Origin of the sequence: Collimonas silvisoli (assembly GCF_018305005.1) — a bacterium.
Taxonomy (GTDB): domain Bacteria; phylum Pseudomonadota; class Gammaproteobacteria; order Burkholderiales; family Burkholderiaceae_D; genus Collimonas; species Collimonas silvisoli.
This window is the reverse complement of record NZ_JAGQEG010000043.1, coordinates 1-14,108: the sequence shown is the minus strand read 5'-3', so window position 1 is coordinate 14,108 and position 14,108 is coordinate 1. Positions and strand designations below refer to the sequence as shown.

The following is a 14,108-nucleotide window of genomic DNA, read 5'->3' as shown; positions in this document are numbered from 1 at the left end:
CTTGTTGGCATAATGGGCATCCGTGCAAATTCCTTTGGGCAACATGAAATTCCTCGCCATCTCGGGCAGCCTGCGTGCTGCCTCTCACAACTCTGCCCTGCTGCGCGCCATGGCGCGTCTGGCGCCGGCGGATGCCGGCATTAGCCTTACGCTGTACCGTGGCCTGGGCGATTTACCGTTGTTCAATCCCGATATCGAAGCCAGTGATCCCGCCGCTGTGGCAGATCTGCGTGAACAGATCAAGAATGCCGACGCCGTGCTGATCGCCAGCCCGGAATATGCGCACGGCATTACCGGCGTGATGAAAAATGCGCTGGACTGGATGGTGGGTTGCGAGGCTTTCGTGCGCAAGCCGGTGGCGTTGCTGAACGCTTCGCCAAGGGCAGTGCACGCGCAGGCTTCGTTGACAGAAATCGTAACGATGATGTCGGCGCGGATTGTCGAGGCGGCGTCGGTCACGGTGCCGATCCTTGGTGCGCATCTGAGCGAAGACGAGATCGTTCAGCACCCGGATATTTCGGTAGTGCTGCGCAGCGCATTGCAGGCATTGCGCGCCGCCGTGCTGGCGGCACGCCTGGAGCCGCAATAAATTCAGACGCTGGCAGCGCTATCGGTTGATCAGCAGAAAAACCAGCGCGATGGCTGCCGGTACGGCCTGTATGATCAAGATCTTGCGGCTGACGGTGACGGCGCCGAAGATGCCGGCGACAATCACGCACGCCAGGAAAAAAATCTTGATCGATAAGCCTGGCGCGCCCAGACACACACCCCAAGCCAGGCCGGCCGCCAGAAAACCGTTATACAAACCCTGATTGGCCGCCAGCGCTTTGGACGCCGCGGCAAACTCCGGCGTCAGCCGGAAAGTCTTGATGCCGAACGGTTTATTCCACAAGAACATTTCGAGCACCAGAAAATAGACATGCAGTAAGGCGACCAAAACAATCAGCAGGTTTTAGTTTTTGGCTTCGGCCTGCTTGACATGCTGCGCCGACAGTTCGGCATCGAGCGCGGTGACGCGTTGCACTGCCGGCCGCGCATTGACTCTGTCGATATACGCCTTGATCACCGGCGACATCGGCACTATCTTGAAGCCGGTGGTCCAGGTCAACGCGGTGCCCCACAGGACATCGGCGGCGCTGAATTTTTCGCCGAGGATATAAGGGCCCTTTTCAAGCTGGTCGGTCAAGGTTTTCAGCATGGTGTCGAAATCGCTGTAGGGGCACATCGACGCCGGCGTCGGCGGGTGCTTTTGCGCGCGATCGACCAGCGCCGGTTCGAAACAGGAACCGTAGTACACCATCCAGCGCAGATACGGGCCGCGCAAGGGATCGTCCAGCGCCGGCGCCAGCCCGGCGTCTTGATACAGGTCGGCCAGATACAGGAAGACCGCCACCTGTTCGGTAATCAACGCTTCGCCATGCCGTATCGCAGGCACTTTGCCCATCGGATTGATCGCCAGATATGCCGGCTTGCGCTGCTCTCCGGCTTTCATGTTGAGCGCATGCAGTTCATAGTCGGCGCCCAGTTCTTCGAGCAGGATACGGGCGCCCGTGGAACGCGTATTGGGCGAATGGAAAAACGTTACGCGACGGTTCTGTGTCATGGCATCTCCTGTTTTTTTGTGAGTGGCGCTTGGATTCAGCGATGGTTCACTAATATAGCCGAAGCGTTGCCGACACATAAGGAAACAGACAGATAAAATTTTGTGCTTGCAACAGTCGAAATCCTCTATTTCGACTACGCTGCGACCTGTTTTATTAATCTATTCACAAGTCCGCCATGATCTTCGCGACCTTCGCCGGGAGCGCCGGAAAAATCCAATCTTCCATAGGGAAATCACGCCGACCTGGCGCCCTGGGCGCAATCGGAATAACAGATCCTGGCTGTAAGTGGAATGTGAAAAGTGTAAGCAAATGCACGCGACACATTTTGGCAACTCCGGCTTCGTACAATCGATAGCACTGAACACTTTCAGGAGCCCAAATTGAAACACCCACTCAGCATCGCAGCAATCATCGCCGGACGCTTTTCGTCTTTAACCAAGCCGCCGCAAAAACATCAGGACAACCCTGATATTGTTCTCAGAAATGCACCGCCGGCGCCTAGGGAAGAAGCCGAGCCTGGCCCGCGCGCCGGCCTGGTATGGAGCCCTGGATTCTGGAATTATGTCGGCGGCTGGTATGTATGGGAAGCCGGTCATTGGGAATTGGACCGGACCGATCAGTCCTACCTGAAACCGGGCTGGCAGAAAGTGATACATGGCTGGAAGCTGCAACGCGGCGAATGGCGCATCACATCGATCAGTTTTATCAAGCAGGGAAACAACGCCAAGGAGCAGGACAACGCTGCGGAAGCGCACTACGATCCGCTGGCGGCGTTTCGCTAGAACGCTTTATCCGGCTGCTCATTTATCTTGCCAGCGCCTCGCGCCGCAGCCGGCTGCGCTCCTGGCAGCGGAAACAGACCCAACGCCTGGATTTATTGCGCACCACGAAATCGCCGTCCGCTACCGCTGCTTCACCCTGATGATGCGAGCAAAATCGCTTGCCGGTAACGTTTGCCGTGGCCTGGGTCACCAGTGCCAGCCGGTCTTGTCGTTGCAGATATGCGGTCATGCCGATTCTTCTTTCAATATCTTCTTTTAGTATGCTCGGTTCAAATCAGATCATCAGGCGCGAGCTATTTTCCAAATGGATTGATGCTGACGGCCTCTTGCGTCTTGCTCGACACGGCAGGCGACTGCGCCGCTAGCGGGCTGGGTAAAAACCGGCCGTGATCCTGAGCCGCAACCATAGTCTGCGGCTTGGTTTGCGCTATCGAATCGTCCACCGAAAAAACAGCGTATACGCCGCCGGCGCCAAACACAAGGGCCGCTATAGTCCAGGCTAGATTGGTTTTGTTCATGTCCGGCTCTCCGTACACAGGCCAATTCTGTCGATCCAATTACTACCACCTAGTCGCCACTGCGGATCAATGCAATCCACAGCGGCGACTACCGACAAGCTAACTACGGGTTCCTCGGACGATTAACGTGCGAAATCCGAAGTGTTGGCGATGAAGGTATTGAGTTTGGCAATGTTCAGGCTGCCGAAACCTGTAGTTGCATCCCAGCCTGCGCCTGCCTTGTAGCCGTAAGAACTGCTGGCGCCGTTGGTGCCGGAGGTAACGTCATGCAGCAGCGAGGCATTGGCGGTCAGGCGGAAATACTTGTAGAAGCTGGCCGCAGGGAAGCCCAAGGCATTGTTGTTAGCCGATTGCAGACGGGCCCAGACGCCGGAGAAAATCGGCGCCGCCAGGCTGGTGCCGCCCACCACGTTGCCGCTGCTGCCGTTGATGACGATATCGGCGCCGCTGGCGCCGGCGGCGTCGAATGCAATGTCTGGCAGGCCGCGTGTGGTTTTGCCGGCGGCAATCACACCCGATTGATAGCTAGGCGCCGCTTCGAATTTGCTGTAGCCGCCGCCGGTGGCCCACAGGCGTAGGGTGGAATCGTAGTCGCCTGCGGCGTCGTAGGTGCCGATCGGGCGCAGGCCTTCATTCCACACGACTTCACTGCTGTAAGCGCCGGCGTTGGTATACAGGGCTGTTCCGCCGACGGCGATCACGTAAGGAGAGCTGGCTGGTTCGCTGACGTCATAGGTGGCCTTGCTGGTCGGTACGCCTGGCGCGCCGGAAATCGAACTGACCTGGCAGTTGTAAGCGCCGGCGTCGCCAGTCGAAATGGAGAAGGTCTGGCCTTGCGCCACAGCCTGCTTGAAGACATTGTCGTCGGCTGCCTGGGTGCCGTCGGCATGGGTATCCGATTCGCAGCCGCCGAGCGAGACGTTGATGACCTTGGCGAGGTTGTCGGACACTGCCTGGTTGTAGGAGGTGGTAATGCTGCTGAATTGCATGTCAGGCGATGCGTAGAAGATCAACTGGCCGACGCCGCCGGAAGTGCCGGTGATGGACTGGCTGTCCAGATTCCATTCGACCTGGCCGGAGGTATCGCTATAGTCGGCGCCTGCGGGGCCGGTTTGCACTACCGAAGTGTTGACGGTAGCCAGGCCGTTATTCGCAGTAAACGTTCCCAGATCGGCAATCGTCGGATCGATATTTCCTTCCGAGATGATGCCGACCACGGTGTTCGATCCGGTTGGCGTGCTGCCGGCGTTATAGATGGTTGGGAATTGTGCCGGATTATGCGAGGTTTTCACCGGTGTCGCATTGGTTCTGGCTGAGGCTTGCAGGCTTGCTGTTGCAGCGGCTTCCGCCTTTGGCAACAGGCGATGATGGGTTTGCGCGATCGCGACGTTTTGCAAGCCGAGCACAGAGCCGACGATGTGGCCCAGTGCGCTCGGCACTTGCGCTGCATCGGTATTGGCAAACACCTTGCGGCCGTCTTGCTGGAAGCGTTTCAATCCAGTACGGAAGCCTGTTTGCACCGTGGCGGCGGTACCATCGGCCGACACCAGCTGGCGATTCTTCGCGACCTTGATGTTGACAAAGCCGGATTTTCTCAGATGCGCAACCACTGCCGCCACGTCTTTTTGAGTCGGGCCGTATTCTGCGGCGAACTGGGCCGGTGTCAGAAATTTACCGAAGGAAGCGGTGCCTGGAGTATGCAGATCCTGCAGGAATTTATCGAGCTTGGCTTCGTTGCGCAGATTCAGGCTGACTGTCACATGGACCGGCTCGCCTTGCGCCAGTTGCACGGCCGCCGCCGCTGGCGTAGCCCCGTTGGCGTCAAGCGCCGCGCTCTTTTGAGCGGCTTGCACTTGCGGCAAGAACGCCTGGGTCTTGGTGGCGACCCAAGTGCCGGTGTCGGCCACGGCCGCATAAGCGGACCCCGACAAGGATGCAAAAACCAGGGACAACGCTAATGACAATGCCGAAGCCTGGAAATGTCCTGCTGATGCTTTCGCTGAGTTTTCCGATTTCATATCGCTAATTCCTCTTGAATGGAACAGATAAAAGACGCCGCAGCTCGGCATTGCGATCGGCAATGCAAAGTTGATCTGGCGCTGGAGTCTGCATCACCGGTCGTGATGCAGTGCTTAACGGACGTAAAGTCCGCTAACGGGGGGCAGCAGCGTTAACGCTGACAGTGCCGGAAGCTGGGAGGAGCTGTGGTGCGGTGAGCTGCGTATGATGCGCAACGCGAAGCGATGAAGATCGGATTGAGTCTGATGCAAATCATGGGGCTTCCCTCTTGAGGATTAACAACAGCATCGAAAACTCTTTTGGAGTGAATGCCGTATAAAAAATCAACGCTAAATCAACGCTTGATAGCTTGTGCTTCACATCCTGTTTTCACGATTCAAATTCGTTCATTTGATGATTCAGAATAAAGCAATTATTTCCATTCAGCAATATTAGATGCGCTGAAAATGAACTGATATTTTCTTCTAACGAAACATGGTTTTCGTTCGTGTTTTTACTACCGTTGAAATCTTCTCATTCATTGGCTGGAGTCAATCCCGACGCCGACGATGGGGGTATTTTCCGGCTTGATATTGCGCGCCGAAAAAAGCGCGCCGGGATTAAATACCGAACGCGGCAAGGTCGCCCACAAGGTGGCGCCGACGATCAATGCACCGCCGATCCAGGACATGGCGCCGAGCTTTTCGCCCAGCCAGAAAGAAGCAAACAGCGCACCGAATACCGGCTCGCTTCCCATCAGCAGAGAAACCCGGGTCGGGTTGCTGCGCCGTACGCCATAGTTCTGCGCAAAAAAAGCAAAGATGGTGCAAAACAAGACCAGGTAAGCCGTGCTGGCCCAGAAGCCGGGATCTCTGGGCAGAGGCGGCAGACCGTCCTGCATGGACAGGCTGGCGACCAGCAGGCAGCCCAGGCCGACAACGCCGGATTGCACCGCGGTCAGGGCCAGGTTCGACATGTTCTTACCGACCGTCAGACGCTTGGTCATGACCATCATGCAGGCGCGCAGCAATGCTGCCGCCAGCATCAGGCCGTCCCCCAGATTGAAAGTCAGATCGCTGCCGATGGTCAGCAGCCAAGTGCCGAAGAGCGAGATGAAAGCCACCACAAACGCGCTGACCTTGGGCCGCCGCGCCATCACCAGCCACTCGACGAACGGCGTGAAGACCACGCACAGGCTGATCAGGAAAGCGGCGTTCGAGGCCTGGGTCAAGGCCACGCCGAAAGTTTCGCAAATAAAGATGGCAAGCAGAATCAGGCCCAGGGGCAAGCCTGCGCGCAAGGCTGCCCGGCCTTCCGGCCTGGCCAGTTGCCGCAAGCTGGGCAGCAGCAATAAAAAGGTCATGCAAAAACGAATCGCCACAAAACCCAGCACCGGGTAAAACGCCAAAGCGTCCTTGGCGACACCGTAGCTGGTGCCCCAGACGATCGCGACCAGCAATAGCAGCAGGTCGGCAACCCAGAGACCTTTGGTGGAAGAGCGGGCAGATAAATTGGTCACTTCGTTTTACTCCAGATAGCGCTACCAGCACTATCGGTTAAGAAAAAAAAACGTTCCGCCAAGGTGGAGGCTGAGCGGAACAAACGGCGGGAGCACCGAGGATATTGGTCAGTTCTGCTTCGCTATGCGGTTCTGCTGTAGGCAATCACCAGCACATCTCTGAAGGCTTCACGTTTAAGTTCGTACGGCAGCACCTTGGTCACGCCGTGCATGGTGCGGGCGTCGTCGGCCAGCATCAGGTCGAGCGGATCGGTCAAGGTATAGCGGCACATCAGTTTGCCGGCGACATCGGTAATATAGGTTTCGCCGCCGGCCACGTTGTGACGGCGCACCATCATGGTGACGATGTAATCGACGCCGTCGCGATGCAAGCCTTCCGGCGTCGGATTGCCGGGCGCATGGGAACTGGCGCGTATGCGGTAGGGATGGAGACGGATATTCCATTTGCCGCTGCTGCCTTCAACCTGGTCAAACACCTGCGCTAGAGAGTGCAGCAAGCCGGACAGGAAAGGATTGTCGACAAACTGCTGTTCCAGCGGCTCGAAATGACGGGCGATGTCGCCATTCAGTTTATTGATGTAGCTCGGCTGCACGTAAGGCGCATGCGGCAGTTGCGTCAGCACGCCGTCGGCCGTATCCAGCTCGAAGGCGCCGTAGCGGCGGAAGCGATAGCTGCCGTTGTCGCCCATGAATTTGTCTTGCGGCAGGTTGTTCCAGCAAGCGGCGAACTCGTCCCAGGTAGCCGGATCGACATCGCAGGCGGCCTGCACGGCGCGGCCGGAAAGCACGGTGAACAAGCGGTTGCGCAACTCGCCGCTGAGATGATCGATGATGGGCGGTGCGATCTTGATAGGCGCCAAGGCATCGATGTGCATTTAGTTTTCCTCCGCCAGCAGCTTGCTTGCATCCAGTACCGAACTGGCGGGCAGGGATAGCTGCCGGCTGGAGCGTTGCGCGGCAATCTCTTTTTCCCAGCTGTCGCGATCGGTCAGGTAGAGCGGCGCATCGGCCCGGATCGCGCAGACGTCGGCAGCACCGGCGCGCAAGCGGTAATTGACGGTGCCGTTGACGTATTGCGCGGTGTCGAGGATGAAGCGGTCGGTGGCTGCGCGCAGCGGCGTGAACCAGCGCCCTTCGATCGCTTCGCGCACCCACAGTTGTTCCATCCTGAGTTTTTCGCGCAGCAGCTCGGCGTCCAGCACGGCAGTCTCCAGATGCCGGTAGGCTTCCAGCAAGGCCATGGCGGCCGGCGCTTCGCGTACTTCCAGCACCTTCTCGCCCTGCTCCAGGTGCTCCAGACCGCAATAGCGGCCGATGCCAAACGCGCCGACGCGGCGGTTAAGGCGGGCGATCAGTTCCACCAGCGGCAGGGCCTCGCCGTCGACGGCGACCGGACGGCCGCCTTCAAACCTGATCGACAACTCAATGCTGGCCAGCGCCGGATCGGGCGCTGCGGTCCAGTCGAACAGCGATTCCGGCACCCAGAACGATTCCGGATTGTCGAGCGAGCCGGATTCGAATTCGCGGCACCACAGATTGGCGTCGCCGCTGATGCCGCGCGCCTGGAAATGCGGCAGGCCGGCGGTGCGCAAGGCTTCGATTTTTTCTTCGCGGGAAATCGCGGTGTATTCGTAAGGCGTGCCGTAATAACCGGCGTAACCGAGCTGGGCAATCGCGCCATTCAGGCGGCGCAGGGTGTTCTGCGATTGATTGGCAGTGTGGACGATGGCGTTGCAGCCCAGGCGCAATGCGGTCTCGACCGCGAAGCGGGCGATGATCGGTCGCGACAGCGACGAACTGATCGGATACATGCCCATATAACGGGCGTTGGCGCGGATCGCCGGCAACACTGCATCTTCGGCAAACGCTTGCTGGCCGTCTATCACCAGCAGCTCGGCGCCGAAGTGGGCCGTGATCTGCTGCAGATCGGCGGCGTTGACGCCCTCGCCCAGATCTACCGTCAGCGCCGTCACGCGGCAGCCGCTGTCGACCAGGCATTTCAAGGCATAAGTGCTATCCAGTCCACCGCTGAACAAAGTCAGGACATGCTCGCAATGGCCGGCGACCAGTTTCAGGTCGTCGATGCTGCGTATTCTTTTTAGCGGCTCAATCATAGGCGCTCCGGCATTCGAAAAGTGGGGGTGTTTGATTATTTACGAAGCACTGTATTTGTGAAGCACTACAGCAGATAGCGTGAATAAATCGATAAAAATAATCATTCGATGTGGGCTATTATGTTTTATTCCGGCAATTACGATAATCTACGTATTCAGAACAACACTTGTGCGCGGCGGGAACAAATGGGAGCTAATCGATACATCAAGCTGATGCCGGATATGGCGGTGTTTGTGCGCGTGGTGGAGACCGGCAGTTTTTCGACGGCGGCCATGGAGTTGGGCATGACGCCCTCCGCCGTCAGCCGCCAGGTGTCGCGGCTGGAGCAGGCATTGTCGGTCAAACTGCTGGAGCGCACCACGCGCAAGCTGCGCCTCAGCGAATCCGGCAGCGAGGCTTATCAGCGCTGCCTGGAAATGGTGAATGCGGCCAAGGCGACAATGGAGGTCGCCGATAAATTCGTGGCGCTGCCGCAAGGCTTGCTGCGGGTCGGCATGCCGAAAGCTTTCGGCAAATCGGTAGTGACGCCGCTGATACCGGGTTTCCTGGAAAGATATCCGCAAGTCGATGTGCAACTGATTCTGACCGATCGCCATGTCGACCTGATCAACGACGACGCCGACCTGGTGATCCGCATCACCAGCCAGCCGGCCGACGGCCTGGTGGCGCGGCCGCTGATGTCGATCGATCAGGTGCTGTGCGCCACCCCCAGCTATCTGGCCCAGCACGGCACCCCCAAACAGCCGCAAGACTTGTGCAGCCACAGCTGCCTATACCTGGGCGAAAATGCCGGCGACTCCGACTGGCACTTCATACGCCAGGGCGAAACCACCATCATCAAAGTCCGTGGGCGGTATGTGGTCAATCACAGCGAAGCGCGGCTGGAGGGCGTGCTGCAAAACCTGGGAATCGGCTGCCTGCCCTACTTCATCGTGCGCAACGCGCTGGAGCAAGGCTTGGTAAAAGCGGTGCTCACCGATTGGGAGTTCGTCGCTGCCTACCAGGGAACGGCTTTCATACAATACCTGCCGACGCGTTATCTGGCGCCCAAGATGCGGGTCTTCATCGATTACCTGGCGACCCATCTGGAGGCCGATCTGAAGCCCTTGGACCGGCGGCGGCTGGCGGCAGGGAAATAGCAAAGAATGCATAAATCCGCTCTACGCCAAAGCATCCTGGCCGTGGCCAGCCTGATTTGTCTATCTAGCCTGCAGCTCGCCGACTGCGGCGCCCAGCAAGTGCTGATCGATACCGGCCATACCACGGAAAACCCCGGCGCCATCGGCGCCGCCGGCCATCGTGAATTCGATCTGAACCGGCAACTCGCCGTCGCCTTGAGCAAAGCATTAAAAGCGCAAGGACTGGATGTGGTCGACGTCGCGGCGCAAGGCTCGCCGGCCTCATTGCAGGCGCGGACCGAAGCCAGCGGCAGCGCGGCGCTGTTCGTCTCGATCCATCACGATTCGATGCAACAAGCCTGGCTGGACGCCGGCAGAAGCCGGGAATTTTCCGGTTACGCCATATTTGTTTCGGCCAGCAAGCCACAATATGCGCGCAGCCTGGAGTGCGCAAAAAGCATCAGCCGCAAGTTGCTGTCCATGGGCGAACACCCTTCGCTGTATCACGCCACGCCGATTGCCGGCGAAAACCGCCCCTTGCTAGACCGCTCTCTCGGGATTCATCGCTTTGACGATCTGGTGGTGTTGAAAACCGCTGAATCGCCGGCGCTGCTGATCGAGATCGGCGTGCTTGCCAACCCCGATCAGGAAGCGCGCCTGGCGTCGCCGCGGTTTGCCGGGCTGGCCGCCAATGCTATCGCCGGCGGCATCCGCCAGTGCTTGCCTGTAGCGCCCTAGCTATTCAGCGTTTGATTGGGCTAATTCCATAGCGGGTAGCGCTAAATCATGAAATATTTCAGATGTGCAGCTCTGCCCTCCCCCCAATGCTCAATTTTATTAATAAAAAAATAATTCCATCAACTTAAAAAACATGCAATACTGCTATCGCAAATAGTTAAATCTTAGAAATTGCCGGGAGATTCGGTTAAAGTTGGCTACGCTTAACGAGCCCACGGGCCGCCTAAACAACTTCAATCTGCCTTATCTTAAAATCAATTTAACAAGAGAAAATCATGGTCAATTACCTTAATACAAACAATGCTTATTTGTTATCACTGTCAAGGTTCCTATTGTCCTTCCTGATTCTTTTTGCACTGTTTTTCTTGATGATCTCTCTGAAGTTTTCAGCATCATTTGCTTTGGATCATTTGCTGAACAACCCTGGAAAGTGGCTACTACCTATAGCAGCTCCTTCTCTATTAATTGCTTTTAGAGCGAGATCATCATTAAAAAAGAAACTATCAAAAAACGATAGGTAATTTCTTTCTTATCAACAAACCGACGAGGCGATAATGGAAATTCTTTCTTTAAGTGTCATGCGAAAATCGCGGCGATCAAGGAGTGCGGCGGCAATTTGACGCAAACCATGGAATTGATCAACCGCACCAATCTGAAGGTTCTGTGCGGCGACGACGCCATGCTGTTCAACATGCTTTGCCTGGGCGGACACGGCGCGATTTCCGCCGCCGCCCACATCCGGCCGGATCTGTTTGTGCATTTGTTCGAACTGGTGCGCGCTGGACAGATCGGCCCGGCCCGTTGCCTGTTCAAGCAGCTGCTGCCGATGATACAACTACTGTTTTCGGAACCGATTCCTGGCCCGGTGAAAGCGGCGCTGGCCATGCGGGGCCAGATATTGGATGAATTGCGCCTGCCGATAACGCCTATGTCGGCAGCGGGGCGCATCAAGCTGGGCAAGGCGTTGGAAAAACTGAAGACGATCCCGCTTGCCGGAAAAACCGCAAAGTCCGGACGCGCCGCCGGTGAACCAAGAATGCTGGGGCTGGTGAAATGAAGATTTCTTGATCCCGACTGTCTATGACAGGGGGGCGGGGAACGGCTAGATAGCGGACGCATATATAAATGGCAATCAACACTTGCCAAAAATGCCTGATACGTGTCCAATCGCCATATGAAAATTTCCCCTGTACTTCCTATATGGTCCATCGCCGCCCCGGTTGCCGGCTGGCTGCTGCTTGGCGGCGCCAGCTTGAATTTCGGCGGCGCTTATACAATCTTGCTGGTGGCCGGCTTGCTCGGCAGCGTGCTGGCGGCGGTGTATCACGCCGAGGTGGTGGCGCACCGGGTCGGCGAACCTTACGGCACCCTGGTGCTGGCGCTGGCGGTGACCTTGATCGAGGTGGCGCTGATCGTCTCGCTGATGCTGGCCGGCGGTGAAGAAACCATGGGCCTGGCGCGCGACACCGTGTTTGCCGCCATCATGATTATCCTCAACGGCATCGTCGGCATCTGCCTGCTGGTGGGCGCCAGCCACCATAAAGAGCAGAGTTTCGGCTTGCTCGGCGTCAGCGCTTCGCTGGCCACGCTGGCGGCGATCGCGGTGCTGACCCTGGTACTGCCCAATTACACCTCCAGCGCGCTGGGGCCGTTCTACAGCCCGAGCCAGCTGGCGTTTATCGCCATCATCTCGCTGATACTCTACGGTACCTTCGTGCTGGTGCAAACCGTGCGCCATCGCGATTACTTCCTGCCGCAGGAAGCAGTTAGCGATGAAGATGTGCATGCAGCGCCGCCAACGGTCAAAGTGGCGGCAATCAGCGGCGGCTTGCTGCTGGTTTGCCTGGGTGCGGTAGTGCTGCTGGCGAAGTCGCTGGCGCCGACGCTGGAAACCGCCGTGGCAAGCGTCGGCGCACCCAAGACCCTGGTAGGCATCATCATTGCCGCGGTGGTGCTGCTGCCGGAAGGATTGGCGGCGGTGCGGGCCGCCCGTGCCAACCGCCTGCAAACCAGCCTTAACCTGGCGCTGGGTTCGGCGCTGGCCAGCATCGGCCTGACCATTCCGGCGGTGGCGATCGTCTCGCTGACTACCGGCTGGACTCTATCGCTCGGCCTGGATATCAAATCCACCGTGCTGTTGCTGCTCTCGTTCATCGTCGCCACCTTATCGCTCGGCACCGGACGCACCACGGTCATGCAAGGCACGGTTCATCTGGTGATTTTTGCGGTCTATCTGTTTACCACTATCGTTCCCTAGACCGGGTATTTGATTCAGGCTCCGATGGGGCAAAAATCCGGGGCAGCTTAGGCTGCCCGTTTTTTTGCACTAATCAAGATCATTTTCTACACCCGCAATGTGCCACCGCATCATTCAGCACCACGCTGGTGCGTCTGTCCCGCATCAAAATCCGGTCTCACCAAATATGGGCGCCGGCATTCCGGTTAGCGCCAATTTTTCTCCAAATCCAAGTAACTTCCTCTGAAACCGGCGCAAGACGCCGCCCTCCTCACTGGCATGCATTCTGCTAAAGCCTCTGGGTAATCAGCTCATCTCAGTATCAATTTTCTTGCCTGCTTTCTTAGCCCGTGCTTTTTTTCTGTGTTTCTGTTTTTATCGCTCACTACTGGAGGAGAAATTCATGTCACGTCGCACCCTTCTGAAAGCTACCGCGCTCGGCGCTTTCACTCTTGCCGCCAGCGCCTGGCTGCCGTCTGCATTTGCCGCCGACACCATCAAGGTAGGCATCCTGCACTCCCTGTCCGGCACCATGGCCATCTCTGAAACCTCGTTGAAAGATGTGGCTTTGATGGCGATCGAAGAGATCAACGCCAATGGCGGCGTGATGGGCAAGAAACTGGAACCGGTAGTGGTCGATCCGGCCTCCAACTGGCCGCTGTTTGCGGAAAAAGCGCGCCAGCTGGTTGCGCAAGACAAGACATCGGTGGTGTTCGGCTGCTGGACATCGGTATCGCGCAAATCGGTGCTGCCGGTCTTCAAGGAACTCAACGGCCTGCTGTTTTATCCGGTCCAGTATGAAGGCGAAGAGCTGGAGAAAAACGTGTTTTACACCGGCGCCGCGCCGAACCAGCAAGCGATCCCGGCCACTGAATATCTGATGTCGAAAGAAGGCGGCGGCGCCAAGCGCTTTGTGCTGCTAGGCACCGACTATGTGTACCCGCGCACCACCAACAAGATCCTGCGCGCCTTCCTGCACAGCAAAGGCGTCAAGGACACCGATATCGACGAAGTCTACACACCGTTCGGCCACTCCGATTACCAGACCATCGTCGCCAACATCAAGAAATTCTCCGCCGGCGGCAAGACCGCCGTGATCTCCACCATCAACGGCGACTCCAACGTACCGTTCTACAAAGAACTAGGCAACGCCGGCCTGAAAGCCACGGATGTACCGGTAGTAGCGTTCTCGGTAGGTGAAGAAGAACTGCGCGGCGTCGACGCCAAGCCGCTGGTAGGCCACCTGGCCGCCTGGAATTACTTTGAATCGGTAAAGAACCCAGTCAACACCGCCTTCATCAAGAAATGGAAAGCCTACGCGCTCGCCAAGAAACTGCCGAACGCCAGCACCGTAGTCACCAACGACCCGATGGAAGCCACCTATGTCGGCATCTACATGTGGAAACAAGCCGTAGAAAAAGCCAAATCCACCGACACCGACAAAGTCATTGCCGCCATGTCCGGCCAAAAATTCAAAGCC

General features: G+C 57.6%; 15 protein-coding genes. 7 read left to right on the top strand and 8 right to left on the bottom strand.

Features of this window, described 5'->3' with window-relative positions; genetic code table 11:
- The first annotated feature begins 43 nt into the window (after positions 1-43).
- Positions 44-589: an NADPH-dependent FMN reductase gene (locus KHU33_RS13290; RefSeq protein WP_211463683.1), complete on the top strand. Its 546-nt coding sequence runs from the start codon at positions 44-46 to the stop codon at positions 587-589.
- A gap of 18 nt (positions 590-607) precedes the next feature.
- Here the strand turns inward: KHU33_RS13290 and KHU33_RS13285 are convergent, their stop codons facing one another.
- Positions 608-937 carry a DUF1304 domain-containing protein gene (locus KHU33_RS13285; protein ID WP_268907124.1) on the bottom strand — a complete coding sequence of 110 codons (330 nt, stop codon included), beginning with the start codon at positions 935-937 and terminating at the stop codon, positions 608-610.
- 15 nt (positions 938-952) lie between these two features.
- Complete coding sequence (locus KHU33_RS13280; protein WP_211463605.1) at positions 953-1,603, bottom strand: glutathione S-transferase family protein; 651 nt, start codon at positions 1,601-1,603, stop codon at positions 953-955.
- Positions 1,604-1,984: 381 nt separating this feature from the next.
- Here KHU33_RS13280 and KHU33_RS13275 point away from each other — a divergent pair, with 381 nt between their 5' ends.
- Positions 1,985-2,386 carry a hypothetical protein gene (locus tag KHU33_RS13275; RefSeq protein ID WP_211463603.1) on the top strand — a complete coding sequence of 134 codons (402 nt, stop codon included), beginning with the start codon at positions 1,985-1,987 and terminating at the stop codon, positions 2,384-2,386.
- A gap of 22 nt (positions 2,387-2,408) precedes the next feature.
- Here KHU33_RS13275 and KHU33_RS13270 read toward each other — a convergent pair whose 3' ends face one another.
- The 6 genes from KHU33_RS13270 to KHU33_RS13245 form a co-directional block, all read right to left on the bottom strand.
- Positions 2,409-2,615: a hypothetical protein gene (locus tag KHU33_RS13270; RefSeq protein ID WP_211463602.1), complete on the bottom strand. Its 207-nt coding sequence runs from the start codon at positions 2,613-2,615 to the stop codon at positions 2,409-2,411.
- Positions 2,616-2,679: 64 nt separating this feature from the next.
- A complete protein-coding gene (locus KHU33_RS13265; RefSeq protein WP_211463601.1) occupies positions 2,680-2,904 on the bottom strand; it encodes a hypothetical protein in 225 nt (74 codons plus the stop codon).
- A 122-nt stretch (positions 2,905-3,026) separates the two neighbouring features.
- On the bottom strand, positions 3,027-4,922 hold the full coding sequence (locus KHU33_RS13260) for a S53 family peptidase (RefSeq protein ID WP_211463600.1): 1,896 nt from the start codon (positions 4,920-4,922) through the stop codon (positions 3,027-3,029).
- 518 nt (positions 4,923-5,440) lie between these two features.
- Positions 5,441-6,421, bottom strand: a complete 981-nt coding sequence (locus KHU33_RS13255; RefSeq protein WP_211463599.1) for a DMT family transporter — start codon at positions 6,419-6,421, stop codon at positions 5,441-5,443.
- Positions 6,422-6,543: 122 nt separating this feature from the next.
- Positions 6,544-7,296, bottom strand: a complete 753-nt coding sequence (locus KHU33_RS13250; protein ID WP_211463598.1) for a 2OG-Fe dioxygenase family protein — start codon at positions 7,294-7,296, stop codon at positions 6,544-6,546.
- Positions 7,297-8,535: an argininosuccinate synthase-related protein gene (locus tag KHU33_RS13245; protein ID WP_230414250.1), complete on the bottom strand. Its 1,239-nt coding sequence runs from the start codon at positions 8,533-8,535 to the stop codon at positions 7,297-7,299. It abuts the gene before it with no gap.
- A 186-nt stretch (positions 8,536-8,721) separates the two neighbouring features.
- On the opposite strand from KHU33_RS13245, the gene KHU33_RS13240 reads away from it, so the two are divergent.
- From KHU33_RS13240 to urtA, 5 genes are all read left to right on the top strand, one after another.
- Positions 8,722-9,675, top strand: a complete 954-nt coding sequence (locus KHU33_RS13240; protein ID WP_211463597.1) for a LysR family transcriptional regulator — start codon at positions 8,722-8,724, stop codon at positions 9,673-9,675.
- 6 nt (positions 9,676-9,681) lie between these two features.
- Complete coding sequence (locus KHU33_RS13235; RefSeq protein WP_230414249.1) at positions 9,682-10,392, top strand: N-acetylmuramoyl-L-alanine amidase; 711 nt, start codon at positions 9,682-9,684, stop codon at positions 10,390-10,392.
- 520 nt (positions 10,393-10,912) lie between these two features.
- Complete coding sequence (locus KHU33_RS13230) at positions 10,913-11,449, top strand: dihydrodipicolinate synthase family protein (RefSeq protein ID WP_211463676.1); 537 nt, start codon at positions 10,913-10,915, stop codon at positions 11,447-11,449.
- Between the two features lie 117 nt (positions 11,450-11,566).
- On the top strand, positions 11,567-12,649 hold the full coding sequence (locus KHU33_RS13225) for a calcium:proton antiporter (RefSeq protein WP_211463596.1): 1,083 nt from the start codon (positions 11,567-11,569) through the stop codon (positions 12,647-12,649).
- Positions 12,650-13,031: 382 nt separating this feature from the next.
- Positions 13,032-14,108, top strand: a 1,077-nt coding sequence (urtA, locus tag KHU33_RS13220; RefSeq protein ID WP_211463594.1) for an urea ABC transporter substrate-binding protein, incomplete at its 3' end; no start/stop codon positions are given.

Coding starts and splice junctions, on each gene's coding strand:
- KHU33_RS13245 (WP_230414250.1), bottom strand. CDS start 8,535: ATGATTGAGCCGCTAAAAAGAATACGCAGCATCGACGACCTGAAACTG.
- KHU33_RS13265 (WP_211463601.1), bottom strand. CDS start 2,904: ATGAACAAAACCAATCTAGCCTGGACTATAGCGGCCCTTGTGTTTGGC.
- KHU33_RS13250 (WP_211463598.1), bottom strand. CDS start 7,296: ATGCACATCGATGCCTTGGCGCCTATCAAGATCGCACCGCCCATCATC.
- KHU33_RS13290 (WP_211463683.1), top strand. CDS start 44: ATGAAATTCCTCGCCATCTCGGGCAGCCTGCGTGCTGCCTCTCACAAC.
- KHU33_RS13235 (WP_230414249.1), top strand. CDS start 9,682: ATGCATAAATCCGCTCTACGCCAAAGCATCCTGGCCGTGGCCAGCCTG.
- KHU33_RS13270 (WP_211463602.1), bottom strand. CDS start 2,615: ATGACCGCATATCTGCAACGACAAGACCGGCTGGCACTGGTGACCCAG.
- KHU33_RS13225 (WP_211463596.1), top strand. CDS start 11,567: ATGAAAATTTCCCCTGTACTTCCTATATGGTCCATCGCCGCCCCGGTT.
- KHU33_RS13240 (WP_211463597.1), top strand. CDS start 8,722: ATGGGAGCTAATCGATACATCAAGCTGATGCCGGATATGGCGGTGTTT.
- KHU33_RS13280 (WP_211463605.1), bottom strand. CDS start 1,603: ATGACACAGAACCGTCGCGTAACGTTTTTCCATTCGCCCAATACGCGT.
- KHU33_RS13260 (WP_211463600.1), bottom strand. CDS start 4,922: ATGAAATCGGAAAACTCAGCGAAAGCATCAGCAGGACATTTCCAGGCT.